The following is a 26,740-nucleotide window of genomic DNA, read 5'->3' as shown; positions in this document are numbered from 1 at the left end:
GGGTCGGCCAGCGCCGCCGCGGCCGCGTCGCCCGGGGCGATCCCGGTGGGTGCGAGCGCGTCGGCGTCCACGAGCACCGGGGCGAGCACCCCCAGCGCGGCCCGGTCGCCCGGGGCGGGGGCCTCGCCGCGGTCGAGGGCGGCGAGCGCGCGGCGTACGGCGGCGGTGGCGCGGACCCGGAGCCGGGTTCCGGGTTCGAGACCGACCTGGATCTCTTCGGGGCCGCGGGCCTGCACGCGGAGGCCGGGGGCGAGTGCGGGGCGGGACATGCCCGGGAAGGTAGCCACGCCCGCGTCCGGGCCGCGAACGGTCGTCCACAGGCGGTCGCGGGCGTGCCCGGGAACGGCAAGACGGCGGGCGCCCACCCGAAGGTGGAGCTCCCGCCGCCTTTGCTGACACGTCAGCGCTTGGTGAGCGAGCGCGTGACAGCGCTTGGTTTGCGCGATGCCGTCCTCACGGACGACCGCTGAGGCGATGCCTCAGGCGCGACCGAGGATGCGGTTCAGCTTGGTGCCGCACACCGGGCACGTCGCCTTGGCCATCTTGGTGCCCTTCTCGTTCACCTCGATGTTGCCCTCGGCCTCGCGCTTCTCCTTGCACTTCACGCAGTAGAACTCGCCGCTCCAGGTCTCCGCCATGACGGCCTCCTTGATCTCTGTCTTGCTCTTGGTCGTCGCGGCGGGAGTCTGGGGGAAGACCCGCCGGGGGCCATGTCTCTGGTCCGATTCGACCCTAGACCACGTCCCCGCTCAAACCGTGCACCGGGGGGCGGTACGACACGCGTGTCCGACCACCTGTTACTGATCGGTAACCAACGGCCGGTTCCGCGCGGGGCTCCCGCGGGGCTCCCGTGTGAGATGCGTCCCGACCTTCCCTGCGTCCCGGCGGTCGGGGATAGCCTCCGGGCCATGTCCGAGAACCTCGACCTCACCGACCTCCGGCTGGAGCGCCCCGCGCCCGGCGTCGTCCGTCTCGTGCTGGACAACCCGGGCCAGCGCAACGCCATGTCCGACGGCATGACGGCCTCCTGGGGCCGCGCCATCGACGCGATCGAGCAGGACCCCTCGGTCCGCGTCGTCGTCGTCACCGGCGCGGGCAGCGCCTTCTGCTCGGGAGGCAACCCGGCGTGGATCGCCGGTGAGCCGGACGCCGAGGTCGACTACCTGCGTACCCGGATGATCGCCTTCTACCGGGCCTGGCTGGCCATCCGCCGGCTCGAGGTGCCGACGATCGCCGCGCTCAACGGCCACGCGGTCGGCGCGGGCCTCTGCCTCGCGCTTGCCTGCGACATCCGGTACGCCGCCGCGGGCGCCAAGCTGAGCGTGCCGTTCGTGCGGCTCGGCATGCACCCCGGCATGGCGGCGACGTACCTGCTCCCGAACGTCGTCGGCGACGCCCAGGCCCGCGAGCTGCTGCTCACCGGCCGCGCGGTCGAGGCCGACGAGGCGCTCCGCATCGGCCTGGTCTCCCGCGTGTTCGCCGACGACGAGTTCGGCGCCCGGGTCGACGAGATCGCCGAGGGCATCGCCGCGACCGCCCCCATCCCGAGCCGGTACACCAAGGTCGCCCTCCGCGAAGGCGGCCACCGCGACTTCGAGTCCGCCGTCCAGTGGGAGGCCCTCGCCCAGCCGATCACCCTCGCCACCGCCGATCTCCAGGAGGGCGTGCAGGCTGCCCGGCAGAAGCGCGCCGCGGAGTTCAAGGGCGTCTGAGCCGGCGGTTTCCCAAGGGAAGAGGGGATTCCGGCAGAACAGCCTGATGCATCGGGCTGGAACGCCGGGATCGGGCTGGGCGACTGTCGGAATCACGGCTTCCCTTGGTTTTCCGACACAAGAGAAGGCCCCCGATCCGCCGCGCGAACCATGCTTGCCTTCCCCTTGCGAGCACGTTTCGACGAGGACCGGGGGCCTCTTCTGGGCGTGACGCTAGGGGAGCGCCGGGCGCGAGTCAATGTGGGAAACGGGCCGATGTTCCCCAGCCTGTGGATAACCCTGTGGACAGTGTGTGGACAGGTGGGGCTGTGCTGTGGATCACGTTTCAGACGACAGAATGAGGACATGGCGACCGACGACGTGAATGCTTCCGGACCGGTCCCCGAGGAGCCGTACGACGGGGGCCCGGTGGCCGCGCTGAGGCGGATCGCGTTCCTCCTCGAACGGACCCGTGCCGAGACGTACAAGGTGAAGGCGTTCCGGTCCGCGGCCGCGACGATCCTGCCCCTGGACCCGGACGAGGTCGCCGGCCGGGCGCGCGCCGGGACGCTGCGCGAGCTCCCCGGGATCGGGGCGTCCACGGCGGAGGTGATCGCCGAGGCGGCCGCCGGCCGGCTGCCGGTGCGGCTCGCGAAGCTGGAGCGGGAGAGCGGGGGCCCGCTCGTCGACGGCGGGTCCCGGGTCCGGACCGCGCTGCGCGGGGACCTGCACTCGCACAGCGACTGGTCCGACGGCGGCTCCCCGATCGAGGAGATGGCCTTCACCGCGATCGAGCTCGGTCACGAGTACCTGGTGCTCACCGACCACTCGCCCCGGCTCAAGGTGGCCAACGGGCTCTCCGTCGCCCGGCTGACCCGCCAGCTCGCGATCGTGGACGCGATCAACGAGCACCTGTCGCCCGGGGAGGACGGGGCCGGGTTCCGGCTCCTCAAGGGCATCGAGGTCGACATCCTCGACGACGGCGCGCTCGACCAGACCGACGAGATGCTGGCCCGGCTGGACCTCCGGGTGGCCTCGGTGCACTCCAAGCTGGCGATGGACCGCGCGCCGATGACGAAGCGGATGGTCGCCGCTGTCGCGAACCCGTTCACCAACGTCCTGGGCCACTGCACCGGCCGGCTGGTCACCGGCAACCGCGGCACCCGCAAGCAGTCCGAGTTCGACGCCCGGACCGTCTTCGAGGCGTGCGTCGAGCACGAGGTGGCGGTGGAGATCAACGCCCGTCCCGAACGGCGCGACCCGCCGACCCGGCTGCTCGAGCTGGCGATCGAGACCGGGTGCCTGTTCTCCATCGATTCCGACGCGCACGCTCCGGGTCAGCTCGACTTCCAGGTCTACGGCTGCGCCCGGGCCGAGGCGCTCGGCCTGGATCCCGAGCGGATCGTGAACACCTGGCCGGCCGATCGGCTGCTCGCCTGGGCGGGCGCGAAGATCCCCAGGTGACCGGCGCGGAATTGTTTCCCCAGGTCGCTGCGAACCGGGCCCGCGCGGGGGACCTCCCAGGTACTTTTCTGGGCATGAGGCCCGAGGTCGAGGTGCGGCGATCTGCGCGACGGACCCGCACCGTCTCCGCGTACCGCAAGGACGGCAAGGTGATCGTGATGATCCCGGCGCGGTTCACCCGCGCCGAGGAGTCCGAGTGGGTCGACACCATGCTGGCCCGGCTGGAGAAGTCCGAGAGCCGCACCCGTCGTACCGACGAGCAGCTGATGGAGCGCGCCCTCGACCTCAGCCGCGAGTACCTGCACGGCAGGGCCCGGCCGGTCTCGGTCCGGTGGGTCGACAACATGACCACCCGGTGGGGGTCCTGCACCACCGGTGACGGCACCATCCGGCTCTCCGACCGGCTCCAGCCGATGCCGTCCTGGGTCCAGGACTACGTGCTGCTGCACGAGCTCGCCCACCTGCTCGAGCCCAGCCACAACCAGCGCTTCTGGCACTGGGTGGACAAGTACACCCGCGCCGAGCGGGCCAAGGGCTACCTCGAGGGCGTGGCGGCGGCCGCCGGCTTCGACTACGAGGCCTGCGACTGAACCGTCAGACCTGGGCCAGGCGCGCACGCGCCAGCCGGATCAGGTCCAGCATGTCCTGCTCGTCGGTCGGGACCTCCTCGACGTCGAACCAGCGCACGTCCAGGGATTCGTCGCTGACGACCGGGTCTGCGTCTGCCCCGAGCCGCGCCAGGAACCGGACGTCGAAGTGCCGCACGGTCCCGCGCGGGTCGCAGAACTCGACCGTGTGCGAGGACAGGTGCACCGGCTCCGGGTCGACCCGCAGGCCCTGCAGCCCCGACTCCTCGGTGCCCTCGCGCAGCGCCGCGCCCGCCAGGGTGGCGTCGCCCGGCTCCAGGTGACCGCCGAAGGCGAACCAGCGCTGAGCCTTGCGGTGCAGGTTCAGCAGCACCCGGCTGCCGTCCGCGCTGAGCACCAACGCGCCGGCGGTCAGGTGGGTCGGGAAGCAGGCCTTCCAGACGCCGTCGGCCTCGGCGCGGAGGTGGTCGACGTACTCGCGCCGCCAGGCCTCCTGCGCCGCGTCGGGCGCGGTCCAGCCCTCCAGGACGCCGAGCGCGTCCGCGTGCAGGCCCACCCTCAGGACTCGCTGCCCGTTTCCGGGCCCGTTTCCGGGCCCGTTTCCGGGCCCGGCTCGTCCGGCCCGGTCGGGGTCTCGCCCTCGAGCAGATCCGCCAGCGCGCGGTCGAAGTCCTCGTCGCTGAGCTCGGTGACCTCGGGCATGTCCTCGCGGAACCCGAGCGGGTCGTCGAGGTCCGCTGCCGTCGGCAGCAGGTCGGGGTGCGCCCAGACGGCGTCCCGGGCCTCGGTGCCCTGGCGCGTCCGGAGCGAGCCCCAGAGCGCGGAGGCGTCCCGGAGCCGGCGCGGCCGCAGCTCGAGGCCGACGAGCGCCGCGAAGGTCTCCTCGGCCGGCCCGCCCGCGGCCCGCCGCCGCCGGATCGCCTCCTGAAGCTTGCCGGCGTCCGGCATCCGCGGGGCGGCGGCCTGCCCGACGACCTCGTCGACCCAGCCCTCGACGAGCGCCAGCGTCGTCTCCAGCCGCTGCAGCGCCGCCTCCTGGGCGGGCGTCTTCTTCGGCTCGAAGAGGCCGCCGTTGATCGCCTCCTGGATCGCCGCGGGGTCGGACGGGTCGAGACCGCCCAGCGACTGCTCGATCCCGCTGATGTCGATGGTGACGCCGCGCCCGAAGTCCTCGACCGCGGAGATCAGGTGCGCGCGCAGCCACGGGACGTGCCCGAAGAGGCGCTGGTGGGCGGCCTCGCGCAGCGCCAGGTAGAGCAGCACGTCGTCCTCGGAGACGTCCAGGCCCGCGGCGAACTCGGCCACGTTGTGCGGCAGCAGCGCTGCCTTGCCCGCCGGGCCGAGCGGCAGCCCGATGTCGGAGGCGGTCAGCACGTCGCCGGCCAAGCCACCGAGCGCCTGACCGACCTGGGAGCCGAACATCGCGCCGCCGGCCTTGCCGATCATCCCGATCAGCGGCCCGGCCATCGCCCGCGCCTCCTCGGGAAGCGCGTCGCCCATGGCGCCGACCACGTGCTCGGCGACCGGCTCCACCAGGACCCGCCACACCGCGGTGGTCTCCTCGATCCAGTCGGCGCGGCTCCACGCCGCCGTCGTGGTGATGCCCGAGGGGAGGGAGGTGGTCTCGTCCAGCCAGTGGTCGGCCAGCCGGAGCGCGTCGGCGACGCGGGTCTGGGCGCCGCGGTCCGGGCTCGGATCGGGCTCGGCCGCCGCGGTCTTGCGGGCGGTGTCGATCGCCAGGTTCCAGTTCACCGGGCCGTCGTACGGCTGCATCAGGGACTGCATCTGGCCCATCAGCGCGTTCAGGTCGAGCTTGCTGAGGTCCGGCATCCCGGCACCGCCGAAGGACGCGAACATCTGCTCGAAGGGGGTGCCCCGGAACGGGTTGCCGTCGCCGGCCTCGTCGGGGGTCCTGTCGTCGGGGCCGTTGCCGCCGTCGTTGCTCATGCTGTCCAAGTTACCGGCCGCCGCCACACCCGCCCGTGCCGTGTCTAGGCTGGCCGCATGACCACCCCCGCCGCCACGCCCGCACGGACCGGGTCGGTCCGCCTCGTGGCGGTCCGGGAGGACGTCCTCGACCCGGCCGAGCTGATCGCCGCGGTCAGCGACCCTGAGGCCGGGGGGATCGACGTCTTCCTCGGCGCGGTGCGCGACCACGACCACGGGCGCGGGGTCGACGGGCTCGAGTACGTCGGCCACCCGACCGCCGCGGAACGGCTCGCCGAGGTCGCCGCGGAGGTCGCGGAGGAGTTCGACGTCGTGGGCGTCGCGGCCGTGCACCGCGTCGGACGGCTCGAGATCGGCGACCTGGCCGTCGTCTGCGCCGTCTCCGCGGCGCACCGCCCGGAGGCGTTCGCGGCCACCCGGGCGCTGATCGACCGGCTCAAGGAGCGGGTGCCGATCTGGAAGCACCAGCAGTACGCCGACGGCGCCGAGGACTGGGTCGAGCCCGGGAGCTGCTGATCAGGGCCGCGGGTAGGTCACCCCGACTCGACACGCTCGACGACCACGATCGAGGCCGCCGGCGCGTCCTTGATCACGCCTCGAGGTCGAGGTAGATCGGTTCGGTCGAGCGCCGGCGGGTGAGGTCGACGACGCGCTCGGCGTACGCGACCTGCTTCTGGGCGCCGGCCAGCGCCACCACCAGCGCGGCCCGGGCCTGCTCCTGGCGCTCGACGAGCTCGGCGGCCCGGGGGACGAGGTCGGCGGGCATCGGGCCCGGCAGCACCGGCGCGCGCCACGGCTCCTCGGGCACCGAGACCAGGCCGCGGATCAGCCGTTCGATCCGGAGCACCTCGAGCTCGAGGCGGTCGATCTCGTTCTCCCAGACCGCGCGCAGGCGTTCGGCGTCCACGGTCACGCGCTCCGGGGAGCGCTCGTCGCGGCCTCGACGGCGGCCTGGCGCCAGGTATCGCACAGCTCGGTGACCAGGGTCAGGCACTCGCCGGTGATGCCGGCGTCCTTGCGGATGTTCGCCAGCACCAGCTGGCGGTGCAGGAAGCCGTAGAGCGCGGACAGGTCGTGGCCGCCCTTGAACATCTCCGGGCGGAGGCTGCTCTGCAGCTCCATGATGATGTCCTGGGCGTGGGTGAGCTGCTTGTGCGTCTCCTGGTGGTCGCCGCGGCGCTGGGCCTCCAGGCCGCGCTGGACGTCGAGGACGAGCCGCTCGTACAGCATCACCAGCAACCGCGCCGGGGACGCCGTCGCGATCGAGTTGTTGACGTAGGCAGCGCGTGCGTCGAGAGTCATCTGCGCCTTCCTTACTTGTCGGAGCTGCTGAGCGAGCCGAGCTGCGAGGACAGCCAGCTGGACTGGGCGTTCATCTGCTGGAGGGCGGTCTCCATCGCGGTGAACTGCTTGGTCAGGGTCTCCTGCCGGATCGCCAGCCGGGTGTCCCAGTCGGCGATGCTGTCCTGCATCCGCTGGATCGAGGTGGTCCGGTTCGTGATCGAGGTGGTGATCGTGCCGCTCACCGAGTCGCTGGCAGACTTCGCGACCGCCTGGACGCGGGCGGCGAAACCAGTCGTGGCGCCGGTGGTGAACTTCGCGGCCACGGCGCTCGGGTCGGCGTTGTACGCGGTCGTGAACTTGTCCGCGTCGAAGGTGAGCTTGCCGTACCGGTCGAGCTGGAGGCCGACGCCGGCCATCGAGGTCCCGTCGGTCGGGTAGACGGTGGCGAGCAGGCTGGCGCGCAGGGCCTGGACCGAGGAGTCGCCGGAGAGCGGACCCGAGGTCTTCGTCGTGCTGTTGTACGCCGTCAGGCTGTCGATCTTGCTCAGCGCGGCGTTGATCGAGTCGACGATGCCCTTGACCTTGGCGGTCATGCCCGCCGTGTCCTGGGTGACGTTGACGTCGACCGCGGTCCCGTCCGGCGTGGTGGCGGCGAGCGTGATGCTCAAGCCGTTGGCCACGTCGTTGAAGGTGTTCGTCGCCGAGTGCACGGTGTCGGTGCCGACGGTGATCTCGGCGTCCCGGCCGGCCCGGACGGTCGCGCCCCCGAGGAGGGCGGAGCCGTCGGTGTTGGTGAGGGTGAAGTCGGAGGCGGCGCCGGTGGCGGTCGAGGTGACCTGCAGCCGGTAGGTGCCGTCGTCGAGGCGGACGGTGCTGGCCTTGACCCCGGTGCCGGAGGCGTTGAGGCCCTTGACCAGGCCGGCCAGGGTGCCGTCCCCGGTGTCGATGTCCTGGGTGGTCCCGTCCAGGTGGTCGATCCGGACGAGGGTGGAGCCGGAGGTGACCACCGCGTTGTTCGCGGCACTGGTCGCGAACGAGAGCCGGTGGCTCAGCGCGGTGTGGCCGACCGTGAAGCTGAGCGGGCTGGTGACCGCGTTCGCGCCCGCGGCGACGGTAACCAGGCTGGTGGGCGATCCGGCGACGGAGCTGGTGACCGTCACCGGGTTCCAGGCGGTCGCCTTGGCCAGGTCGGCGGCGCTGGTCGCGAGTGCCGCGAAGGCGCTGTTCAGGTCCTGCAGCGACTTGACGTTCGACTGCTCGGTGCTGACCTTGGTCTTGAGGTTGGTCTGGGTCTGAGCCTCGACCTGCATCAGCTGGGAGATGATCGAGCTGGTGTCGATCCCGCTCACCAGTCCGCTGACGCTGGCACCCGATGTCGCCATTTCCTCAAGCCCTTCCGTGCTGAACGAAACGATCCGGACGAGGGCGGGAAACCGCCCTCGCCCGGATCATTGCTGTGCTTCGTGTATCTCAGCCGCTATCAGCCGCGGAGCAGCTGCAGCACGCCCTGCGAGGCCTGGTTGGCCTGGGCGAGCATCGCGGTGCCGGCCTGCGACAGGATGTTCGAGCGGGTGAAGCTGACCATCTCGGACGCCATGTCGGTGTCACGGATCCGGCTCTCCGACGCGGACAGGTTCTCCACCGCGACGTTGAGGTTGTTGATGGTGTGCTCGAACCGGTTCTGGATCGCACCGAGGTTGGCACGGGCGGTCGAGACCTTGGTGATCGCGGTCTGGACGGCGTCCGAGGCGCCACCGGCGGTGGTGATGTCCAGGGCCGAGGTGTCGCCGGTCGGCTGGTAGGACAGGTCGACGTCGATCGTGTCGGTGCTGGCGTAGCCGACCTGGAAGGTCGTGGTGGCGCTACCACCGAAGAGCGAGACACCGTTGAACTTGGTGTTGGTCTCGATCCGGCCGATCTCGGTGTTCAGCGCGTCGAACTCGGACTTCAGGGCGGCCTGCGAGTCGGTGTTCTGGGTGCCGTTGTTGTACTGAACGGCGAGGTCGTTCATGCGCTGCAGCATGGAGTGGACCTCGGTGAGCGCGCCTTCAGCGGTCTGCGCGACGGAGATACCGTCCTGGGCGTTGCGGACCGCGACCTTGAGGCCACCGACCTGCGAGCGCAGACCCTCGGAGATCGCGAGGCCGGCTGCGTCGTCGGCAGCGCGGTTGATCCGGAAACCGGAGGACAGCTTCTCGAGCGACTTGCTCAGCTGGCCCTGGGTGACCGAGAGGTTGCGGTACGCGTTGAAGGCGTCGGTGTTCTGGTTGATACGAAGACTCATGATGTTTTCCCTCCTGGAATAGTGAGTCAGGTGCTGCAGGCCTTCCTTGGCCTTGCGCCGTAACCATCGGCCCGGCTACAGCGGGGTTGAGGATTCTTCCGAGATTTTTTCGGCTTCTTCCTCGTGCCCTGGTCGTCCTGGGCACGCCGCCGCGATCCGGTCACCCGGTCGTGCTGGGGCGTGCAGGACGTCCAGGGACGTCAGGCGGTCTCGTCGAGCGCGACGATCCCGACCGGCCGGCGCACGGAGGCGGCGTGCCGGGACGCGACGGCCGCGAAGTAGGCGTCGCGGCGGCGGGCGGCGGAGCCCTGGGGGCGGGCGTGCTGGGTGACCAGGCTGGGGTCCAGCTCGTGGTTCAGGGCGTCCCGGAGCAGGACGAGCGCCTCGGCGCGCATCTGCGAGACGCGCGACTCGGTGACGCCGAGCTCGGCGGCGATCTCCGCCATCGGGCGCTCCTCGAGGAAGTAGTCGGAGATGACGATCCGCAGGCGCTCCGGGAGCTCGGCCACGGCCTCGACCAGGTAGGTGAGGCGCTCGCGGTGCTCGACGAGCTGCTCCGGGGTCGGGCCGTGCGAGGGCAGGATGTCGTCGAGCGACGCGTCCTGGGCTCCCTGGAGGGAGAGGACCTGGGCACGGGCGATGTCGTCGTCGTTCTGAGCGATCTCGGCGAGGGTCATCCCGACGGCCTTGGCGACCTCCTCGGTGCTCGGCACCCGGCCGAGGATGCCGGCCAGCTGGGACCGGGTGGCGTCCAGGTCGCGGGCGCGGCGGCGGACCGAGCGGGAGGCCCAGTCGATGCCGCGCAGCTCGTCGAGGATGGCGCCGCGGACCCGAGTGGCGGCGTACCGGGCGAAGGGGACGCCGCGCTCGGCGTCGTAGGACTTGCTCGCCTGGACCAGGGCGGCCAGGCCGGCAGAGGTGAGATCGTCGCGGCTGACGTGGCTGGGGACCCGGCCCATGGTCTCGCGGACGATGTGGGTCACGACGGGGATGTTGCTGGTGATCAGCTCGTCCCGCTCGGGGGTGTCGTTGCGCTCGCTCATGGGTATGACGATGTAGCCCAAATGTCCGTTTTGGTAGGACTAGATGTCCGGTTTGACCGCTTGGTCCGGTAAGTAGGGACTTTGGGCCCGATCGGGCCTGACCCGAAGGGGTCACGACATGACCATTTCGGCCCCGAAAACGCCTCAGGTCACCCTTTCTCCGCCCGATGAGTCCGGTGCAATCCCGCTCGGGAACCGTGGAAAGACGAAGGGCCGTCATGGAAAAGCTGTCGCAGATCCTGTGGCGTGAACGCGAGCTGCTCGAGACCTTGCTGTTCAAGCTGGAGCAGGAACAGCTCGTGCTCGCCAGCGGGCGCAACCGCTGGCTGATGCGGGCTGCCCGCGAGGTCGAGCACGTTCTCGAGACGATCCGGCAGACCGAGATCCTGCGATCCGTCGCCGCCGACGAGGCAGCCGCCTCGCTCGGCCTGGAGCACAACCCCAGCCTCCGCTCGCTCGCCGAGGCCGTGGACGAGCCCTGGCGGACCATTCTGCTCGACCACCACGAGGCCTTCCTGGTCTCGACGCGGGAGATCACCGCGCTGGCCGAGACCAACCGGGAGCTGATCACGGTCGGCTACCGCTCGGCCCGGGAGACGCTGATGTCCTTCGACGACGGCGTCCAGAGCTACAACGCGGACGGCGACGCGGTCACCGTCGGCGCGCCCACCCAGCAGCGACTCGTGGACTGGAGCCTGTAGAGATGTCGTCGTTCTCCTCGCTCAACAACGCGCTCACCGCGCTCCAGTACAACCGGGTCGTCATGGACGTGGCCGGCGGCAACATCGCCAACGTCGGCACCGAGGGCTACGCCCGCCGCCGGGTCAACGGCGAGGCCGTCGGGGCCCCCGCCGCGCCCGCGCTCTGGTCCCGGTCCGTGAGCACCGGTGACGGTGTCAAGGTCGGCTCGATCGACCGGATGGTCGACCCGCTGCTCGACATCCGGGCCCGCCGCGAGCACGGCAACCAGTCCTACCTCGACATCCGGCAGAGCGTGCTCGAGCGCGTCGAGTCCGGGATCGGCGAGCCCGGTGACTCCGGCGTCGCCGCCGCGATCGCGGACTTCCGCAGCGCCTGGCACGACCTCGCCAACAACCCGGGCAGCGACGCCGCCCGGTCCGCCGTGCTCGGCAAGGCGTCCACGCTCGCCGACGCCCTCCAGATCCAGGCGCGCAACATCACCTCCGAGTCCGGCGACCAGCGCATCCGCGTGGTCGCCGACGTCACCGAGGTGAACACCGTGGCGAAGGACCTCGCGTCGACCAACCGGTCGATCGCGATCGCGAACCTCAACGGGACCGACGCGGGCATCCTGCTCGACAAGCGCGACCAGCTCGCGATGCGGCTCTCCGAGCTCACCGGCGCCACCGCGACCCTGCGCTCCGACGGCGGGTTCGACGTCGCCGTCAACGGCGTCCCGCTGGTCACCGGCGCGAACGCCGGGACCTTCGAGATCGCCAGCGGCATCACGCCGACCGGCGCCAGCGACGGCCTCCCGATCGTCTACCAGATCACCGACACCAGCGGCACGACCACGGTGCCGGGCGGGATGGTCGGCGAGATCGGCGGCGTGACCGACCTGCTCACCACCACGCTGCCGGCGTACTCGGCCGGTCTCGACGCGGTCGCCAAGCAGCTCGCCGACGAGATCAACACCCAGCACCAGGCCGGTTTCGACATCGCCGGCAACCCGGGTGTCGCGTTCTTCAGCTACAACCCGGCGAACCCGGCCTCCTCGATCGCCGTCGCCCTGACCTCGACGTCGCAGATCGCGGCCTCCGGGGTCGCCGGCGGCGGGCTCGACGCCTCCAACGCCACCGCGCTCGCCGGTGCGACCGGCGTCGAGGACGCCTACCAGCGGCTGGTCAACGGCTTCGGCAGCGAGGTCGCCTCGTCGACCCGGCTGGCGACCAACCAGCAGGTGCTGACCAGCCAGGTGGACGGTTCCCGGGAGCAGCTCGCCGGGGTGAACCTCGACGAGGAGACGGTGTCCATGCTCGCGGCGCAGCACGCCTACGAGGCGGCCTCCCGCCTGATGACCACGCTCGACTCGGTGCTCGACACCCTGATCAACCGGACGGGGCTGACGCACTGATGGCCATCCAGAGAGTCACCCAGCGGATGCTCACCGACCGGTCGGTCGGAGCACTCCAGACCGGCATCGGCCGGCTCGCCAAGCTCCAGGAGCAGATGTCGACCGGGCGGGTGCTCAACCGCCCCTCCGACTCGCCGACCGACACCACCTCTGCGATGCGGATCCGGTCCTCCCTCGCGGACGTCAAGCAGTACGGCCGCAACGCCTCGGACGGGAACGGCTGGCTGACCCAGATCGACTCGGCGCTCACCTCGGCCGGCAGCCAGGTGATGCGGGCGACCGACCTGGCGCTCCAGGGCGCCAACGAGGGCACCGCCGGTCAGGCCGCGCGCGACGCCCTCGCCGCGGAGGTCGACCAGATCCGCGGAGGCCTGATCGACACCGCCAACACCAGCTACCTGGGACGGCCGGTCTTCGGCGGCGTGACCGCCGGCAAGCTCGCCTACGACACCACGGGCACCTTCATCGGGATCACCGGTGCGGTGAACCGGACGGTCTCCGCCGGAACCACGATCCGGGTCGACATGGACGGACAGCAGGCGTTCGGCCCGGCCGGCAACTCGGTCTTCGACCACCTCGCGACGCTGTCCAACGCGCTGCGCACCGGCAACCAGGCCCAGATCAGCGCCAGCATCACCACGCTGAACGCCGACCGGGACGCGATGCTCAACGCGCAGACCGAGGTCGGCAGCCGGCAGATCCGGGTCGAGTCCGCGATCCAGGCGTCCTCCGACGACGAGCTCCGGCTGCGGACGTCGCTCTCGGAGGTCGAGAACGCCGACCTGCCGAAGGTCATCGTCGACCTGCAGATGCAGCAGACGGCGTACCAGGCGTCGCTCGCGGCGACGTCCAAGGTGATGCAGCCGAGCCTCCTGGACTTCCTCCGATGACCGCGTCTGCGATGATCCGGAGCATGCCCGACATCCCGGCGATCGAGCTCGTCCACCCGCTGCCCGGTTTCCCCGAGCAGCGCCGGTTCGCGCTGGTCCAGCTCGACGAGGGCGGCGTCCTCTGCCAGCTCCGCTCGCTGGAGGACCCGGACCTGCGCTTCCTGGTGATGCCGCCGGTGCCGTTCTTCCCCGACTACGCGCCGGAGGTCTCCGACGACGTCGTCGCGGACCTCGAGATCAGCTCGCCGGACGACGTCGTGGTCCTGCTCGTCCTCAACGCGGGCGAGTCGCTCGGCACCACCACCGCCAACCTGATGGCGCCGGTCCTCATCAACACCGTGACGCTCCGGGGGAGCCAGGTCATCCTGGACGACCCGTCGTTGCCCTTGGCAGCACCCCTGGTGGCGTGATCGTCGCTCCGCTCCTCAACGCTGCTCGCTCCGCAACATGCGAGCGAGCTCGCGGTTGCTTCGCTCGTTCGCGTGATCGTCGCTCCGCAACATGCGAGCAAGCTCGCGGTTGCTCCGCTCGTTCGCGTAGCCTTCACCCATGCTGGTCCTGAGTCGCCGCATCGGCGAGAGCGTCGTCATCGGCGACGACGTCACCGTCACGATCCTCGAGGTGCGTGGTGACGTCGTCCGGGTCGGCATCGACGCGCCCCGTTCGGTCTCGGTGCACCGTGCCGAGCTCCTCGAGCAGCTGGAGTCGAGCAACCGCGAGGCCGCCTCGCCCAGCGAGGACGCGGTGGCGAACCTGAGCAAGGCGCTGCGCGGCAAGGCGGACTAGGGCACTTGCCGGGCCGGGCGTGACCCGGGGCGGGCACCGCAGTTGAGGGTGCAGTCGTCCGAAGCGAGGTCTCACCATGCTCCGCTCCTCCCGCCTGCTGCTCTCGTCGTGCGCGCTCGCCGCGCTGGCCGCACCGTTCGCCGTCGGCGCACCCGCGACCGCCGACACCGCGCCCACCTCGGCACCGTCGTACTCCGAGTACGTCGCCCTCGGTGACTCCTGGTCCGCCGACGTCGTGATCGCCGACCTCGACGGCCTGCCCGACACCACCTACGCGCCCACCGGCTGTGCCCAGTCGCACCGCAACTACCCGAAGCTGGTCGCGAAGGCGCTCGGGGTCGCGTCGTTCCGCGACGCCACCTGCGGCTCGGCGACCACCGACGACTTCTCCCGCCCGCAGACCGGGCTGCCGACCGGGGAGACGAACCCGGCTCAGTTCGACCGCCTCACCCCGACCACCGACCTGGTCACCGTCGGGATCGGCGGCAACGACGCGGGCTTCGCCGGCGCGGCGATCAGCTGCATCAACCTGCTGCCCGCCAACACCTCGGCCTTCGACGCGCTGGCGCTGCCGGTCTCGCTGCCGCTGCTGGGGAGCTCGGTCCCGCTCGGCGGCTGCAAGCAGCGCTTCGTCAAGGACGGCCACGACCAGCTCGCCGACCGGATCGCCGCCTCCGAACCGAAGCTGGTGGCCGCGCTGGCGGAGATCCACCGGCGTTCGCCGCGGGCGCGCGTGCTGATGCTCAACTACCTGGACGCCATCCCCGAGAAGGGCTGCTACCCGTTGGTGCCGATCACGAACACCGACATGGCGTACCTGCACGACACCTTCGGCCGGCTCAATGCCATGGTGGCGCGCGCAGCGGCGGCGGGCGGGGCCGAGCTCGTCGACAGCTTCGGCGACTCCACCGGCCACGGCGTCTGCACCAGCCCGCTCACCCGGTACGTCGAGGGCCTCGGCATCGTCTCCCTCAACGGCCTGGCGGTGGCCGTCCCGGCGCACCCGAACTCCGCGGGCGCGGCCAGCCAGTACCGCTCGGTGATGAAGGTGCTGACCGGGACCCCGTGAGCCCCGGCGGCGCGCCGCCTCTTCCGGAACCGGGGAGTACTTCCCAGGTCGCCGCGCCAAACCCTCAACTCCCGCTGCGGAGTGCCGATGAACACCGGTGTCAGAGGGAGGCACAGTGGACGACGATGCCGAGATCATCGCCGAGTTCCTCGTGGAGAGTCACGAGAACTTGGACCAGCTCGACCGGGACCTGGTCGAGCTCGAGCGCGCACCCGGATCACGGGAGCTGCTCTCGAGCATCTTCCGCACGATCCACACCATCAAGGGGACCAGTGGCTTCCTCGCGTTCAACCGCCTCGAGGCGCTGACCCACGTCGGCGAGAACCTCCTGTCCCGTCTGCGCGACGGGGAGATGGCGATGGACGCCCAGGTGACCGAGTCGCTGCTGCGCATGGTGGACACCGTGCGCGCGCTGCTCGAGTCGGTCGAGCGCACCGGCGGGGACACCGCCGGTGACGTCGACGTCGAAGCCGTCGTGACGGAGCTCCGGGCAGTCCTCGAGGGGGCAGCGGACGCAGGGGAGGGTACGCCCGCCGCCGCCGAGGGCCCGGAGCCCGTCATGACCTCCGAGGTCGAAGAGGCCGAGGTGGTTGCCGAGGTGGTGGCCGAGGTGCCTCCGTCGCCGCGTCTCGACAAGCTCGACGACCAGCCGGTGGACCAGCCGGTGGACCAGCCGGTGGACCAGCCGGTGGACCTGCCGGTGGACCTGCCGGTGGACCTGCCGGTGGACCTGCCGGTCGACCAGCCGGTGGAACCGCCGGTGGACCAGGCCGGGACCGAGGACGACCCGGTACGCCGCAACGTGGTCGACGCCTCCGTCCGCGTGGACGTCGACCTGCTCGACAGCCTCGTGCAGCTGGTCGGGGAGCTGGTGCTCACCCGCAACCAGGTCCTCCAGCGCACCGAGGGGGCCGAGGACATCGAGCTCGTCCGTGCCGCCCAGCGTCTCGACCTGGTCGCCAGCGAGCTGCAGGAAGGCATCATGAAGACGCGGATGCAGCCGATCGGCCAGGTCTGGTCGAAGATGCCGCGCATCGTCCGCGACCTCGCCGTCCAGCTCGGCCGCGACGTCGACCTCCAGATGGAGGGCCACGACACCGAGCTCGACCGCTCGCTGCTCGAGGCGCTCAAGGGCCCGCTGACCCACCTGGTCCGCAACGCGCTGGACCACGGGATCGAGAAGCCCGAGGACCGCGTCGCCGCGGGCAAGTCCGCTCAGGGACGGCTGTCGCTGCGCGCATTCCACGAGAGCGGCCAGGTCGTCGTCGAGATCTCCGACGACGGCAAGGGGATCGACCCGGAGAACATCCTCCGCGTCGCCGTCGCCCGTGGCGTCGTGACCCGCGACCAGGCGGCCCGGATGGAGTCCCGCGAGGTCCTCAACCTGATCTTCCAGCCCGGCTTCTCGACCGCCGCCGAGGTCACCAACGTGTCCGGCCGCGGTGTCGGCATGGACGTCGTGCGCACCAACATCGAGCGCATCGGCGGCACCGTCGACATGCAGAGCCAGGTCGGCGTCGGCACCACCTGCCGGGTGCGGATCCCGCTGACCCTCGCGATCATCCCCGCCCTGGTGGTCGGGGAGGGCGACGAGCGGTACGCGATCCCGCAGGCCAACCTGGTCGAGCTGGTCCGCCTGGAGGCCGACGACCGCGAGCGCAACGTCGAGGTCCTCGCCGGTGCGCCGCTGCTCCGGCTGCGCGGACACCTGCTGCCGCTGGTCACGCTGTCCGAGGTGCTCGGCCGGCCGGCCCGCGACAGCGAGGCGCTCACCGTGGTCGTGGTCCAGGCAGACGACCTCCGCTTCGGGCTCTGCGTCGACGAGGTGCACGACACCCAGGAGATCGTGGTCAAGCCGATCGGCCGCCAGCTCAAGGCGATGCCGACGTACGCCGGCGCCACGATCATGGGCGACGGCCGGGTGGCGCTGATCCTCGACGTCCCCGGGATCGCCCACAACCGGGCCGTCGGCCAGCACGTGGCCGCCGCGGTCAACGCGCAGAGCGACAACCACACCGACGAGGACACCACCGCGCTGCTCGTCCTCGAGGTGGCCGGCGGACGGCGGGCGGCCCTGCCGCTGCGCGAGGTCAGCCGGCTCGAGGAGTTCCCGGTCGCGCGGATCGAGCGCTCCGGCGGGGCCGAGGCGGTGCAGTACCGCGACGGCATCCTGCCGCTGGTCCGGCTCGCCCCGGCGATCGGCCTGACGGAGAGCACCCGCGACGACGACCAGGTCTCCGTGGTGGTCCACGAGACGGTCGAAGGCGCGGACTCCCGGATGGTCGGCATCGTCATCGACCGGGTCCTCGACGTGGTCGACGCCGCGGTGGTGCGCAGCGAGGTCGGGCGTCGTACCGGCGTCCTCGGCTCCGCGGTGATCCAGGACCGGGTGACCGACCTCGTCGACCTCGACGCCGTCGTCGCCCTGAGCGGCAGGGGAGCCTGATGACCACGCACGACCAGTACTGCACCTTCTGGGTCGACGGCCTCTTCTTCGGGGTCGCCGTCTCGGAGGTCCAGGAAGTGCTGCGCTACCAGCAGCTGACCGCTGTCCCGTCGGCCCCCGAGGCCATCCAGGGACTCATCAACCTGCGCGGCCAGATCGTGACCGCGCTCGACCTGCGTTGCCGTCTGGGCCTGCCGGCCCGGCCCGACGACGCACTTCCGATGAACGTGATCGTCCGCAGTCGCGGCGAGGTGGTCAGCCTCCTCGTCGACGACATCGGCGACGTCATCGACACCGGCGGGCTCGAGCTCGAGCCCGCACCCGCCAACGTGCCGTCGATCGTCCAGGACGTCGTCGTCGGGGTGCTCCCGCTCCCCGAGGCGATCTTGCTCGTGCTCGACGCCGATCGTGCAGCCGACGTCACGGCTGTGCCCGAAACAACCGGAGGAACCCCATGACAGAGCTCGACACCGCCCCGGTCAACGGGTCCACGGCGACGACGCGGCGCAAGTCCACGACGGCCACCAGGACGGCCGCACCCGACCTCACCAAGATGATCTCGGTGCTCGACGGGCTGCCCACGCGGGTGATGCTCGCCGACCGCGACTTCGTGATCACCTACGCCAACCCGGCGACCGTGGAAGGCCTGCGCGGCCTGGCCGACTGGATCCCGGTCAGCCCGGACGAGCTCGTCGGCGCGAGCCTCGACATCTTCCACAAGGACCCGTCGTACCAGCGCCACATGCTGGCCGACGTCTCCAACCTGCCGCGTCGTGCGCTGATCAGCGTCGGGCCGGAGACGCTCGACCTCAACGTCGCCGCCGTGTACGACGACAACGGCGAGTACGTCGGCGCGATGGCGACCTGGGACCTGGTCACCGAGAAGCTGGCCCTCGAGCGCGAGGTCGCCCGGATCACCTCGATGATGGAGAACTCGCCGACGAACATGATGTTCGCCGACCGCGAGTTCAACATCACCTACATGAACCCGGCGTCGCTGGAGACGCTGACCAAGCTCGAGACCCACCTGCCGGTCAAGGCGGCCGACGTGGTCGGGTCGAGCCTGGACATCTTCCACAAGGAGCCGCGCTTCCAGCGGGGCATCCTGGTCGACGACGCCAACCTGCCGCGACGCGCGAACATCGGCGTCGGCCCGGAGACGCTGGACCTGCTGGTCTCGGCGATCCGGGACAAGAACGGCGAGTACATCGGCGCGATGGCGACCTGGGAGGTCATCACCGACAAGCTGGAGAACGAGCGGGCGATCGCCGAGGCCGCCGCGGACACCACCGCGGTCAACAACGTGCTCTCCCGGCTCGCGTCGGCGGCGTCGTACGAGGAGGCGCTGCAGATCACCCTCGACACGGTGCGCAGCGACTTCGGCTGGGCCTACGGCTCGTTCTGGAAGGTCGACGAGGCCGACGCCAAGCTCAAGTTCGCGATCGAGTCCGGCGACGCCGGCCCGGAGTTCCGCAAGGTCACCCTGGAGGCCTCCTTCGCCAAGGGCGTCGGCCTGTCCGGTCGTGCCTGGGCGACCAACGACCTGTTCTTCACCCAGGACATCGGCGAGATGACCGACTGCGTCCGCGCTCCCGTGGCGCAGCAGGTCGGCGTGAAGTCGGGTGTCTGCTTCCCGATCCACGTCGGCGGCCAGATCGTCGGCACGATGGACTTCTTCGCCACCGAGACGCTGCACCCGAGCGCCCAGCGCCTCGACGCGCTGCGCAACGTCGGCCGGCTGGTCTCCCAGGCGCTCGACCGGCTGCAGAAGGAGACGGCCGACCGCGAGACGGCGGCCGAGCTCGCCCGCAAGGTCGACCTGGTCCTCGAGGTGGTCCGGGCGGCCGCCGATGGCGACCTCACCCGGGAGATCCCGATCTCCGGTGACGACGCGATCGGTCAGCTCGCGGCCGGCCTGGGCTCGCTGATGGCCACGCTGCGCGGCAGCATGACCAACATCGGTTCGACCGCCGACACCCTGGCGGTGGCCTCCGAGCAGCTGACGATCCTCTCGCAGGGCATGGGCGACGGCGCGACCGCGACCTCGGACCGTGCCGCGAGCGCCTCCAGCGCGTCGGTGCAGGTGTCCGCGAGCATCCAGACCGTGGCCACGGCCGCGGAGGAGATGACCGCGAGCATCCGCGAGATCGCCAAGAACGCCACCGAGGCCGCCTCCGTGGCGACCGGCGCGGTCTCCGTCGCGAGCTCCGCGCAGGGAACCGTCGCCAGCCTGGGTGAGTCCAGCGCCGAGATCGGCCAGGTCATCAAGGTGATCACCTCGATCGCCCAGCAGACCAACCTGCTGGCCCTGAACGCGACCATCGAGGCCGCGCGTGCCGGTGACGCCGGCAAGGGATTCGCGGTCGTCGCGAACGAGGTCAAGGAGCTCGCCAAGGAGACGGCGCGGGCCACCGAGGACATCGGCCAGAAGATCGAGGCGATCCAGTCCGACACCCAGGGCGCGGTCTCCGCGATCAGCGAGATCGCCGAGGTGATCGGCCGGATCAACGACATCCAGACCACGATCGCGTCCGCGGTCGAGGAGCAGACCGCCACCACCAACGAGATCGCCCGCAGCGTGACCGAGGCGGCGGCCGGCGCGAACGGCATCGCCGAGGACGTCACCCAGGTCGCCAGCGCGGCCGAGGACACCCGCCAGGGTGCCCAGAACACGCTCCAGTCGGCGACCGACCTGTCCGGGATGGCGACCGAGCTGAAGAGTCTGGTCGGACGGTTCACCGTCTGACATCGGGGGGAGAACGCCGGAGCGGCCCAGGGGGTGCTGCTCCGGCGTTCTGCTTTGCCGGAGACAGCCTCAGATCTTCTTGACGACGCTCGACTTGAGCTGCATCGGGCCGATCCCGTCGACCTTGCAGTCGATGTCGTGGTCGCCGACGCCGTTGACGAGGCGGATGTTCTTCACGCGGGTGCCGACCTTCACCACTGTCGAGGAGCCCTTGACCTTGAGGTCCTTGACCACGGTGACGGTGTCGCCGTCGGCCAGCTCGTTGCCGACCGCGTCCCGGATCACCGGCTCCGCCGCTGCCTCGTCGGCCTCGGCGGGTGACCACTCGTGGGCGCACTCGGGGCAGACGAGCAACGGATCCATCGCATAGGTGTACTCGCTTCCACAGGCGGGGCAGGGCGGGAAGGCATTGCTCATGGGGTGGTTCTCCTGGTCATCGGAGGAAGCAGAGCCAGGTGCCGACCGCCGCGGGGAGCAGCGCGCACGCCAGCCAGGGACTGAACGGGGACCTCTGGAAGATCAGCCTCGCCGCCACGATGCCGACGAGGGCGAATCCGGTGGCGACGGCGAGGAGACCGATCCGGGTGCCGGGCCGCGACTCGTCGGTGAAGACGGCCGCCAGCACGATGGCGCCGGCGAGGTGCTCGATGGTGATGAGCGCGAGCGAGGCGAGCACCCACCGCTGGACGGTGGTGATCGTCATGCCGCCGCTGGGGCGGGGCGCCGGCTGGCCCGGCACCATCAGGTGCCGGGCGCGCCGGGTGGCTGGCTGGGTCATCGCGTGCTGGTGGCGCCCAGGCCGGCGAGCAGGCCGGTGATCCGCTCGCTGACCAGCTCGACCTGGCCGTCGCCGTCGACGGCGTGCAGCAGCCCGCGGGCGGCGTACTCGGCGGTCAGCGGAGCGGTCTGCTCGGCGTACACCTCCTGGCGCCGCCGGATCACGTCGAGGGTGTCGTCGGCGCGGCCCTCGGAGCGGGCGCGCAGCAGGAGCCGGTCGACCAGGACGTCGCGGTCGACGACCAGCTCGACCACCGCGTCGAGCCGGTTCGTGCCCTCGTCGAGGAACGAGTCGAGCTCGTGGACCTGCTGCAGGGTCCGCGGATAGCCGTCGAGGAGGAAGCCGGGTTCGCAGTCGGGATGCGCGAGACGGTCCCGGACCATGGCGTTGGTCACCTGGTCGGGCACGTACTCGCCGGCGTCCATGTACTCGCGCGCGACGCGACCCAGCGGGGTCGCGTCGGCGACGTTGGCCCGGAAGATGTCGCCGGTGGAGATGGCCGGGATCCCGAGACCGGCGGCGATCCGGGTGGCTTGGGTTCCCTTGCCGGAGCCCGGGGGTCCCATGAGGAGCAGGCGCATGGAGCGGCCTTTCTGTCGACGGTGCTGATCGAACGGGGCGTCGTTGCCCGGGAGGTGGGTCATGTCGGTGCGGGGCAGCCGGTACGGGCGGCGTGCAGGCGTGCGTGCTCGATCGCCTCCGGCGTGGTGGCGAAGGCATGCCGCCCGTCCGCCAGGCGGTCGTAGGTCCCGAGCCGGTGGAGCACGTTGTCGTGCTCCGGCTTCACGCCGGAGAGGAGCACGGTGATGCCGCGCGCCTCGAGCCGGTCGATCACGTCGGCGAGGACGGTGGCGCCGGTGGCGTCGAGGGTGGTCACCCGGGAGAGCCGCAGGACAACGACCCGGACGTCGCCGACCTCGACGAGCTGCAGCAGGAAGTCGTGGGCGGCGGCGAAGAACATCGGGCCGTCGATCCGGTAGGCGACGATGTGCTGGTCGAGGAGCTGTCGCTCCTCGTGGTGGTCGGAACCGGCGCCGTCCTCGAGCGGAACTTCGGTGAGCCGTGCGGCCTGCGCGGTCTGGCGGATCGCGATGAACCCGGCGAGGACCAGTCCGGCCAGGATCGCGGTGACGAGGTCGAAGGCGATCGTCGCGACCGCGGTGAGGATCAGGACCGCGGCGTCCCCCCGGGTGGAGCGCAGCAGCGCGGACACGCTGGAGACCCGGACCATCTGGATCGCGGTGGCGATCAGCACCGCGGCGAGCGCGGCCAGCGGGATCTCCGAGACCAGCGGGGCGGCCACCAGCACGATGACCAGCAGGACGAGCGCGTGCGTCACGGCCGCCAGGCGCGACCCGGCGCCCGCGCGGACGTTGACCGCGGTGCGGGCGATCGCGGCGGTGGCGGGGATCCCCCCGAAGAGTGGAACCACCAGGTTGGCCAGGCCCTGGCCGACGAGTTCGCGGTCCGGGTCGTGGCGGTCGCCGACGGACATCGCGTCCGCCACGGTGGCCGAGAGCAGGCTCTCCAGGGCGGCGAGGGTGGCGACCGCGATCGCGGGAAGCACCAGGGAGTTGAGCTGGTCCCAGGCTGCGGACGGGAAGTGCGGCACGGGCAGGCCGGCGGGGATCTTCCCGATCGGTGCCAGACCCAGGTCCAGCGCCCGGTTCGCCACCGTCAGGAGGACGACGACCACCAGCGGACCGGGAAGCCCGGGTCGGACCCGGGCGACCAGCAGGATCGCTGCCACGGCGACGAGCGTCGCGGCCACGGGCGCCGTGGTCGGGTGCTGGAGCCAGGACGCGAGCGCGTCCAGCGCGACGCCGAGGGTGGTGCCGGCGTCGGCCTCGACGCCGAGCGCGGCGGGAACCTGCTGCAGCAGGATGATCGCCGCGATCCCCAGGGTGAAGCCTTCGACGACGGGCACCGGGACGTAGTGGATGAACCGGCCCACCCGCGCGAGGGCCAGGCCGATCAGGAACAGGCCGGCGAGGAGCCCGACGACGAGGACGCCGTCGGCTCCGAAGCGGGCCGCGATCGGAACCAGGACGACCGTCATCGCCCCGGTGGGCCCGCTCACCTGGACCCGGCTCCCGCCGAAGGTGGCAGCGACGACCCCCGCGATCACGGCGGTGACCAGCCCGGCGCGGGCGCCGAGCCCGGAGCTGATGCCGAACCCGAGGGCCAGCGGCAGCGCCACCAGCGCCACCATCAGTCCGGCAGTCAGGTCCCGGCCGCGTGCGCACGACCAGTCCGCGCGGGTGGGGAGCAGAGCGCGCGTGCGGTCGAGGAGCGCAGTGCCTCCGGGGGTCAGGCGCGAGTTCGTCACGGCGTCAGCCCCAGGTCAGGCCGAGGGTGTCGAGCGCGTCGGTGAGGACCTCGGTACGGCTCCTGCTGGCGTCGATCCGGGTCACCGGGACAGTGGCGGCCAGGCGCTCGACCACGTCGTCGAGGTCGGGAAGGGTGCGGACGACCCGCCGCTCCTCCTCGGGCCCGGTGCTCCCGGCGACGACCTGGCGGGCGATCCGGAGGGCACGGACGTCGAGTCCGACGTGGAGGTGGAGGACGTGGTCGAGGGCGACGCCGTACGGTCCGTCCTCGAGCTCCTTCAGATCGGGGAGGGAGCCGGGGATCCCGTCGAGGACCACGTTCTCGGCGGGCGTGGCGTGCGTACGGAGCTCGTCGACCTCGTCGATGGCCCGGACACCGAGGCGGACGGCGAGCACGCGGGCCAGGGTGGTCGCTCCGCTCCCGGGCTGACCGATGACGGCGATGCGCATCGGCTCAGCGGACGCCGGGGCCGGGCGTCAGCTCCGGCTCCAGGTCGGCCTGGCTGGCGGCGATGCCGGACAGGATGGAGCGGGCGGCGAGGAGCAGGTCGCGAACCTCGGGGACGCTGACGCTGTAGACGACCTCGCTGCCCTGGCGGTGCGAGACCACCATCGACGTACGCCGCAGCACCGCGAGCTGCTGGGAGAGGTTGCTGGCCTCGATGGCGATCGCGTCGAGCAGCTCGTGGACCGCGTGGTCGCGCTCGCTGAGCAGCTCGAGGATCCGGATCCGGGCAGGGTGCCCGAGCGTCTTGAAGAACTCCGCCTTGGCTTGGTACAGCGGAACGCCCACGACCGCCCTCCTTCACTCTCCGACCAGACCTGAAGAGTACATGACTTGAAGAAGTGTGCAAGTCGTGAAGGCGTTTCGTGGCCCGGGCCGGGCGGACGGCTCGGACGGCTCAGCGCAGCAGCAGCCTGGAAGCCAGGAGCGCGGCCTGGGTCCGGCGCTGGACCCCGAGCTTGGCGAGGATGCGGGTGACGTGGTTCTTCACCGTCTTCTCGGCGAGGTAGAGCCGGTCGCCGATCTCCTTGTTGGTGAGGCCCTCGGCGAGGAGCTCGAGGATCTTGCGCTGCTGCTCGGTCAGGCCGGCCAGCTCCTGGGGGCCTTCCGACCCGTGCTCGATCCAGGCGATCACGCGGCGCGCCATCACGGGGTCGATCAGCGAATGGCCCTCGCCGACGGCGCGGACCGAGGAGAGCAGCGAGTCGCCCTCGACCTCCTTGAGGACGTAGCCGGCCGCGCCGGCCTGGATCGCGGAGACGATCGCTTCCTCGTCGTCGTAGCTGGTCAGGATCAGGCAGCGCACGCCCGGCGCGCTGGTGCGGAGCCGGCTGCAGAGCTCGATGCCCGAGCCGTCGGGCAGGCGGGCGTCGAGGACCGCCACGTCGGGGGCGAGGGCCGGGATGCGCTCGGCCGCGTCGGCCACATTGGCGGCCTCGCCGACGATCTCGACGTCGCCGCCGGACTCCAGGAGCGCGCGTACCCCACGACGCACGATGTCGTGGTCGTCCAGGAGGAAAACGCGCAGCATCCGGCTCACCTTCAGTTTCTATCGCTCCGGAGGCGCCGGGCGCAGGCGAATCATTCCAATCCCTGCAATATCGGACAAAATGGTATAGACCGGTTGGACCGGAAAAGTCTGCAAAATCGGGCGTAACCGACACCGCGCTTGATCGTTGAACTCCCTGAAGTCACCGTGGTGGTGACTCAAGGGGAGGGTCGTCATGGAACTCATCGTCACCGAGCTCTCGGAGTTCACCCGTCGTAGCCGCTCGCTCGTCGTCGCGCACGGGGAGACCTCCCTGACGCGTGGCCTGGAGTACGGCGAGCGGGTGCTCGTGAAGGCCGACGGGGAGTACCGCACGGCCGTCGTCGCCGACATCGACTTCGACCTCACCGACACCCACTACCGCCTGATCCTGGGCGGCCGGGTCCCGGCGGACCTCGCCGAGGAGACCCTGGTGGGCGAGATCGACCCCTCGGCGTCGTCGGTGTCCGGCCGCGTCTCGGTGCACGACATCGCCGACATGCTGGCCCGCTCCGGCCCGGCGCACCGCATCCCGATGCAGCGACGGGTGGCGCAGCACCTCCTGCAGGAGCGTCCCTGACCGACCTCCGTCGCGGGCGACGCCATCCGCGGCGCCTGGCTGCGTTGTCGTCAGTCGCCGGCCAAACCCGGGCCGCCTCCTTCCTCCGCCTTGCCCTGCACCACGCCTGACGCCGCCCGCTGCGGCGGACGTCGGTCAGGGACGCTCCTCGACCGGTGACACAATGGCCCGGTGAGTGACCTCATCGACACCACCGAGATGTACCTCCGCACGATCTACGAGCTCGTGGAGGAGGGCATCGTCCCGCTCCGTGCCCGGATCGCCGAGCGGCTGCACCAGAGCGGCCCGACCGTGTCCCAGACCGTGGCCCGGATGGAGCGCGACGGCCTGCTGACCGTGGAGGGCGACCGCCACCTCGAGCTCACCGAGGTCGGCCTGCACTCCGCCACCCGGGTGATGCGCAAGCACCGCCTGGCCGAGCGCCTCCTGGTCGACGTGATCGGCCTGGACTGGGAGCTCGTGCACGCCGAGGCGTGCCGCTGGGAGCACGTGATGAGCGAGGCCGTCGAGCGCCGTCTCCTCGAGCTCCTCGACCACCCGACCGAGTCGCCGTACGGGAACCCGATCCCGGGCCTCGCCGAGCTCGGCGACAGCGACGCCGGCGACTTCATGGACGGCGTCGCCTCGCTGACCGAGACGGCCGGCCCGGAGTCCGCCCGCGTCCGGGTCCGCCGCATCTCCGAGGAGATGCAGAAGGACGAGACGCTGATGGGCGTTCTGCGGCGGATCGGCGCGCAGCCCGGCGAGACGGTCGCGGTCGTGGCGACCGACGAGGGCGTCCTGCTCGGCAGCGGCGGCGAGACCGCCGAGATCGTCGCCGAGGCGGCGGACCACATCTTCGTGACGGTGGCGTGAGCCGAGACGCGGTGAGGTAGGCAGCGCCTGGACCTCAGGTCCCGTAGCGCAGCTCCGCGCGAGCCCGCGCCTTGGCGGCCTCGACCTCGCGGTCCTTCGGCGGGGCCGTCGTGGTCAGGTGCTCCAGCAGGTGCCGGGTCGCCGCGGCGATCTCCAGCACGGCCTCGTCGAACGCGGCCTGGTTGGCCTGCGACGGCTTGGTCGACCCGCTGACCTTGCGCACGTACTGCAGCGCGGCGGCGTGCACCTCGTCGTGGGTCGCGGGCGGTTCGAAGTTGTGCAGGGTCCGGATGTTGCGGCACATGCCGTCGAGCGTACGCCGCGCGCGAGCGC

32 protein-coding genes are annotated in these 26,740 nt (G+C 71.2%); 15 read left to right on the top strand and 17 right to left on the bottom strand.

What is annotated here, in order from left to right; translation table 11 throughout:
* Positions 1-269: hypothetical protein (locus AB4Y76_RS10795; protein ID WP_441925021.1), on the bottom strand; the 269-nt coding region annotated here is incomplete at its 3' end.
* Between the two features lie 210 nt (positions 270-479).
* Positions 480-638 (bottom strand): DUF5679 domain-containing protein, encoded by a 159-nt coding sequence (locus AB4Y76_RS10790; RefSeq protein ID WP_441925019.1) that lies wholly within the window; start codon positions 636-638, stop codon positions 480-482.
* 270 nt (positions 639-908) lie between these two features.
* On the opposite strand from AB4Y76_RS10790, the gene AB4Y76_RS10785 reads away from it, so the two are divergent.
* From AB4Y76_RS10785 to AB4Y76_RS10775, 3 genes are all read left to right on the top strand, one after another.
* Positions 909-1,712: an enoyl-CoA hydratase/isomerase family protein gene (locus AB4Y76_RS10785; RefSeq protein WP_441925017.1), complete on the top strand. Its 804-nt coding sequence runs from the start codon at positions 909-911 to the stop codon at positions 1,710-1,712.
* 345 nt (positions 1,713-2,057) lie between these two features.
* Positions 2,058-3,155 (top strand): PHP domain-containing protein, encoded by a 1,098-nt coding sequence (locus tag AB4Y76_RS10780; protein WP_441925015.1) that lies wholly within the window; start codon positions 2,058-2,060, stop codon positions 3,153-3,155.
* A 74-nt stretch (positions 3,156-3,229) separates the two neighbouring features.
* A complete protein-coding gene (locus tag AB4Y76_RS10775) occupies positions 3,230-3,745 on the top strand; it encodes a M48 metallopeptidase family protein (RefSeq protein ID WP_441925013.1) in 516 nt (171 codons plus the stop codon).
* A gap of 4 nt (positions 3,746-3,749) precedes the next feature.
* On the opposite strand, the gene AB4Y76_RS10770 is transcribed toward AB4Y76_RS10775, so the two are convergent.
* A complete protein-coding gene (locus tag AB4Y76_RS10770; protein WP_441925011.1) occupies positions 3,750-4,298 on the bottom strand; it encodes an NUDIX hydrolase in 549 nt (182 codons plus the stop codon).
* 2 nt (positions 4,299-4,300) lie between these two features.
* A complete protein-coding gene (locus AB4Y76_RS10765) occupies positions 4,301-5,689 on the bottom strand; it encodes a zinc-dependent metalloprotease (RefSeq protein WP_441925009.1) in 1,389 nt (462 codons plus the stop codon).
* Between the two features lie 57 nt (positions 5,690-5,746).
* On the opposite strand from AB4Y76_RS10765, the gene AB4Y76_RS10760 reads away from it, so the two are divergent.
* Positions 5,747-6,205 (top strand): molybdenum cofactor biosynthesis protein MoaE, encoded by a 459-nt coding sequence (locus AB4Y76_RS10760; RefSeq protein ID WP_441925007.1) that lies wholly within the window; start codon positions 5,747-5,749, stop codon positions 6,203-6,205.
* 73 nt (positions 6,206-6,278) lie between these two features.
* Here AB4Y76_RS10760 and AB4Y76_RS10755 read toward each other — a convergent pair whose 3' ends face one another.
* From AB4Y76_RS10755 to AB4Y76_RS10735, 5 genes are all read right to left on the bottom strand, one after another.
* Positions 6,279-6,596 carry a hypothetical protein gene (locus AB4Y76_RS10755; RefSeq protein WP_441925005.1) on the bottom strand — a complete coding sequence of 106 codons (318 nt, stop codon included), beginning with the start codon at positions 6,594-6,596 and terminating at the stop codon, positions 6,279-6,281.
* 2 nt (positions 6,597-6,598) lie between these two features.
* Entirely contained in the window at positions 6,599-6,991 is a 393-nt protein-coding gene (gene fliS / locus AB4Y76_RS10750; protein ID WP_441925003.1) for a flagellar export chaperone FliS, read from the bottom strand.
* Positions 6,992-7,002: 11 nt separating this feature from the next.
* Positions 7,003-8,355 carry a flagellar filament capping protein FliD gene (gene fliD, locus AB4Y76_RS10745; protein WP_441925001.1) on the bottom strand — a complete coding sequence of 451 codons (1,353 nt, stop codon included), beginning with the start codon at positions 8,353-8,355 and terminating at the stop codon, positions 7,003-7,005.
* Between the two features lie 98 nt (positions 8,356-8,453).
* Positions 8,454-9,257: a flagellin N-terminal helical domain-containing protein gene (locus AB4Y76_RS10740; RefSeq protein WP_441924999.1), complete on the bottom strand. Its 804-nt coding sequence runs from the start codon at positions 9,255-9,257 to the stop codon at positions 8,454-8,456.
* A gap of 200 nt (positions 9,258-9,457) precedes the next feature.
* On the bottom strand, positions 9,458-10,300 hold the full coding sequence (locus AB4Y76_RS10735) for a sigma-70 family RNA polymerase sigma factor (protein ID WP_441924997.1): 843 nt from the start codon (positions 10,298-10,300) through the stop codon (positions 9,458-9,460).
* Between the two features lie 218 nt (positions 10,301-10,518).
* Here AB4Y76_RS10735 and AB4Y76_RS10730 point away from each other — a divergent pair, with 218 nt between their 5' ends.
* The 9 genes from AB4Y76_RS10730 (at position 10,519) to AB4Y76_RS10690 (ending at position 20,332) form a co-directional block, all read left to right on the top strand.
* On the top strand, positions 10,519-11,001 hold the full coding sequence (locus AB4Y76_RS10730; protein ID WP_441924995.1) for a flagellar protein FlgN: 483 nt from the start codon (positions 10,519-10,521) through the stop codon (positions 10,999-11,001).
* 2 nt (positions 11,002-11,003) lie between these two features.
* Entirely contained in the window at positions 11,004-12,395 is a 1,392-nt protein-coding gene (flgK, locus tag AB4Y76_RS10725) for a flagellar hook-associated protein FlgK (RefSeq protein WP_441924993.1), read from the top strand.
* On the top strand, positions 12,395-13,285 hold the full coding sequence (gene flgL, locus AB4Y76_RS10720) for a flagellar hook-associated protein FlgL (RefSeq protein WP_441924991.1): 891 nt from the start codon (positions 12,395-12,397) through the stop codon (positions 13,283-13,285). Before flgK ends, flgL begins: the two co-directional genes overlap by 1 nt.
* A gap of 23 nt (positions 13,286-13,308) precedes the next feature.
* Positions 13,309-13,695: a flagellar assembly protein FliW gene (fliW, locus tag AB4Y76_RS10715; protein WP_441924989.1), complete on the top strand. Its 387-nt coding sequence runs from the start codon at positions 13,309-13,311 to the stop codon at positions 13,693-13,695.
* 139 nt (positions 13,696-13,834) lie between these two features.
* Positions 13,835-14,071: a carbon storage regulator CsrA gene (gene csrA / locus AB4Y76_RS10710; protein WP_441924987.1), complete on the top strand. Its 237-nt coding sequence runs from the start codon at positions 13,835-13,837 to the stop codon at positions 14,069-14,071.
* Between the two features lie 76 nt (positions 14,072-14,147).
* A complete protein-coding gene (locus AB4Y76_RS10705) occupies positions 14,148-15,140 on the top strand; it encodes an SGNH/GDSL hydrolase family protein (protein ID WP_441924985.1) in 993 nt (330 codons plus the stop codon).
* A gap of 115 nt (positions 15,141-15,255) precedes the next feature.
* The gene (locus AB4Y76_RS10700) at positions 15,256-17,586 is read left to right on the top strand and encodes a chemotaxis protein CheW (RefSeq protein WP_441924983.1); all 2,331 of its coding nucleotides are present in this window, start codon (positions 15,256-15,258) and stop codon (positions 17,584-17,586) included.
* Positions 17,586-18,044, top strand: a complete 459-nt coding sequence (locus AB4Y76_RS10695; protein WP_441924981.1) for a chemotaxis protein CheW — start codon at positions 17,586-17,588, stop codon at positions 18,042-18,044. Before AB4Y76_RS10700 ends, AB4Y76_RS10695 begins: the two co-directional genes overlap by 1 nt.
* Entirely contained in the window at positions 18,041-20,332 is a 2,292-nt protein-coding gene (locus AB4Y76_RS10690; protein WP_441924979.1) for a methyl-accepting chemotaxis protein, read from the top strand. The genes AB4Y76_RS10695 and AB4Y76_RS10690 overlap by 4 nt, the downstream gene beginning before the upstream one ends.
* A gap of 69 nt (positions 20,333-20,401) precedes the next feature.
* Here the strand turns inward: AB4Y76_RS10690 and AB4Y76_RS10685 are convergent, their stop codons facing one another.
* From AB4Y76_RS10685 to AB4Y76_RS10655, 7 genes are all read right to left on the bottom strand, one after another.
* Positions 20,402-20,749: a zinc ribbon domain-containing protein YjdM gene (locus AB4Y76_RS10685; RefSeq protein ID WP_441924977.1), complete on the bottom strand. Its 348-nt coding sequence runs from the start codon at positions 20,747-20,749 to the stop codon at positions 20,402-20,404.
* Between the two features lie 16 nt (positions 20,750-20,765).
* Entirely contained in the window at positions 20,766-21,110 is a 345-nt protein-coding gene (locus AB4Y76_RS10680; RefSeq protein ID WP_441924976.1) for a hypothetical protein, read from the bottom strand.
* Positions 21,107-21,691 (bottom strand): adenylate kinase, encoded by a 585-nt coding sequence (locus tag AB4Y76_RS10675; protein ID WP_441924974.1) that lies wholly within the window; start codon positions 21,689-21,691, stop codon positions 21,107-21,109. Before AB4Y76_RS10675 ends, AB4Y76_RS10680 begins: the two co-directional genes overlap by 4 nt.
* Positions 21,692-21,750: 59 nt before the next feature.
* Positions 21,751-23,439: a SulP family inorganic anion transporter gene (locus AB4Y76_RS10670; RefSeq protein ID WP_441924972.1), complete on the bottom strand. Its 1,689-nt coding sequence runs from the start codon at positions 23,437-23,439 to the stop codon at positions 21,751-21,753.
* 4 nt (positions 23,440-23,443) lie between these two features.
* Positions 23,444-23,890, bottom strand: coding sequence for a hypothetical protein (locus AB4Y76_RS10665; protein ID WP_441924970.1), 447 nt, complete (start codon positions 23,888-23,890; stop codon positions 23,444-23,446).
* A 4-nt stretch (positions 23,891-23,894) separates the two neighbouring features.
* A complete protein-coding gene (locus AB4Y76_RS10660; protein WP_441924968.1) occupies positions 23,895-24,233 on the bottom strand; it encodes an ArsR/SmtB family transcription factor in 339 nt (112 codons plus the stop codon).
* A 109-nt stretch (positions 24,234-24,342) separates the two neighbouring features.
* Complete coding sequence (locus tag AB4Y76_RS10655; protein ID WP_441924966.1) at positions 24,343-24,975, bottom strand: response regulator; 633 nt, start codon at positions 24,973-24,975, stop codon at positions 24,343-24,345.
* Positions 24,976-25,168: 193 nt separating this feature from the next.
* On the opposite strand from AB4Y76_RS10655, the gene AB4Y76_RS10650 reads away from it, so the two are divergent.
* Both AB4Y76_RS10650 and AB4Y76_RS10645 read left to right on the top strand, forming a co-directional pair.
* Positions 25,169-25,552: a hypothetical protein gene (locus tag AB4Y76_RS10650; RefSeq protein ID WP_441924964.1), complete on the top strand. Its 384-nt coding sequence runs from the start codon at positions 25,169-25,171 to the stop codon at positions 25,550-25,552.
* A 171-nt stretch (positions 25,553-25,723) separates the two neighbouring features.
* Positions 25,724-26,407 (top strand): metal-dependent transcriptional regulator, encoded by a 684-nt coding sequence (locus tag AB4Y76_RS10645; RefSeq protein WP_441924962.1) that lies wholly within the window; start codon positions 25,724-25,726, stop codon positions 26,405-26,407.
* A 34-nt stretch (positions 26,408-26,441) separates the two neighbouring features.
* Here the strand turns inward: AB4Y76_RS10645 and AB4Y76_RS10640 are convergent, their stop codons facing one another.
* Positions 26,442-26,711 (bottom strand): DUF2277 domain-containing protein, encoded by a 270-nt coding sequence (locus tag AB4Y76_RS10640; RefSeq protein WP_441924960.1) that lies wholly within the window; start codon positions 26,709-26,711, stop codon positions 26,442-26,444.
* Between the last annotated feature and the right edge of the window lie 29 nt (positions 26,712-26,740).

The sequence above is a fragment of the Marmoricola sp. RAF53 genome (genome assembly GCF_052114005.1).
In the GTDB taxonomy this organism is placed as follows: Bacteria; Actinomycetota; Actinomycetes; order Propionibacteriales; family Nocardioidaceae; genus Marmoricola.
Note: the sequence above shows the minus strand (reverse complement) of the source record. Positions and strands in the feature narration are given on the sequence as shown.

Excerpts from the sequence above, each read along its gene's own strand:
- AB4Y76_RS10790 (WP_441925019.1), bottom strand. The coding sequence starts at position 638 with ATGGCGGAGACCTGGAGCGGCGAGTTCTACTGCGTGAAGTGCAAGGAG.
- AB4Y76_RS10785 (WP_441925017.1), top strand. The coding sequence starts at position 909 with ATGTCCGAGAACCTCGACCTCACCGACCTCCGGCTGGAGCGCCCCGCG.
- AB4Y76_RS10780 (WP_441925015.1), top strand. The coding sequence starts at position 2,058 with ATGGCGACCGACGACGTGAATGCTTCCGGACCGGTCCCCGAGGAGCCG.
- AB4Y76_RS10775 (WP_441925013.1), top strand. The coding sequence starts at position 3,230 with ATGAGGCCCGAGGTCGAGGTGCGGCGATCTGCGCGACGGACCCGCACC.
- AB4Y76_RS10765 (WP_441925009.1), bottom strand. The coding sequence starts at position 5,689 with ATGAGCAACGACGGCGGCAACGGCCCCGACGACAGGACCCCCGACGAG.
- AB4Y76_RS10760 (WP_441925007.1), top strand. The coding sequence starts at position 5,747 with ATGACCACCCCCGCCGCCACGCCCGCACGGACCGGGTCGGTCCGCCTC.
- fliS (WP_441925003.1), bottom strand. The coding sequence starts at position 6,991 with ATGACTCTCGACGCACGCGCTGCCTACGTCAACAACTCGATCGCGACG.
- fliD (WP_441925001.1), bottom strand. The coding sequence starts at position 8,355 with ATGGCGACATCGGGTGCCAGCGTCAGCGGACTGGTGAGCGGGATCGAC.
- AB4Y76_RS10740 (WP_441924999.1), bottom strand. The coding sequence starts at position 9,257 with ATGAGTCTTCGTATCAACCAGAACACCGACGCCTTCAACGCGTACCGC.
- AB4Y76_RS10735 (WP_441924997.1), bottom strand. The coding sequence starts at position 10,300 with ATGAGCGAGCGCAACGACACCCCCGAGCGGGACGAGCTGATCACCAGC.
- AB4Y76_RS10730 (WP_441924995.1), top strand. The coding sequence starts at position 10,519 with ATGGAAAAGCTGTCGCAGATCCTGTGGCGTGAACGCGAGCTGCTCGAG.
- flgK (WP_441924993.1), top strand. The coding sequence starts at position 11,004 with ATGTCGTCGTTCTCCTCGCTCAACAACGCGCTCACCGCGCTCCAGTAC.
- flgL (WP_441924991.1), top strand. The coding sequence starts at position 12,395 with ATGGCCATCCAGAGAGTCACCCAGCGGATGCTCACCGACCGGTCGGTC.
- fliW (WP_441924989.1), top strand. The coding sequence starts at position 13,309 with ATGCCCGACATCCCGGCGATCGAGCTCGTCCACCCGCTGCCCGGTTTC.
- csrA (WP_441924987.1), top strand. The coding sequence starts at position 13,835 with ATGCTGGTCCTGAGTCGCCGCATCGGCGAGAGCGTCGTCATCGGCGAC.
- AB4Y76_RS10705 (WP_441924985.1), top strand. The coding sequence starts at position 14,148 with ATGCTCCGCTCCTCCCGCCTGCTGCTCTCGTCGTGCGCGCTCGCCGCG.
- AB4Y76_RS10695 (WP_441924981.1), top strand. The coding sequence starts at position 17,586 with ATGACCACGCACGACCAGTACTGCACCTTCTGGGTCGACGGCCTCTTC.
- AB4Y76_RS10690 (WP_441924979.1), top strand. The coding sequence starts at position 18,041 with ATGACAGAGCTCGACACCGCCCCGGTCAACGGGTCCACGGCGACGACG.
- AB4Y76_RS10685 (WP_441924977.1), bottom strand. The coding sequence starts at position 20,749 with ATGAGCAATGCCTTCCCGCCCTGCCCCGCCTGTGGAAGCGAGTACACC.
- AB4Y76_RS10680 (WP_441924976.1), bottom strand. The coding sequence starts at position 21,110 with ATGACCCAGCCAGCCACCCGGCGCGCCCGGCACCTGATGGTGCCGGGC.
- AB4Y76_RS10675 (WP_441924974.1), bottom strand. The coding sequence starts at position 21,691 with ATGCGCCTGCTCCTCATGGGACCCCCGGGCTCCGGCAAGGGAACCCAA.
- AB4Y76_RS10665 (WP_441924970.1), bottom strand. The coding sequence starts at position 23,890 with ATGCGCATCGCCGTCATCGGTCAGCCCGGGAGCGGAGCGACCACCCTG.
- AB4Y76_RS10655 (WP_441924966.1), bottom strand. The coding sequence starts at position 24,975 with ATGCTGCGCGTTTTCCTCCTGGACGACCACGACATCGTGCGTCGTGGG.
- AB4Y76_RS10650 (WP_441924964.1), top strand. The coding sequence starts at position 25,169 with ATGGAACTCATCGTCACCGAGCTCTCGGAGTTCACCCGTCGTAGCCGC.
- AB4Y76_RS10640 (WP_441924960.1), bottom strand. The coding sequence starts at position 26,711 with ATGTGCCGCAACATCCGGACCCTGCACAACTTCGAACCGCCCGCGACC.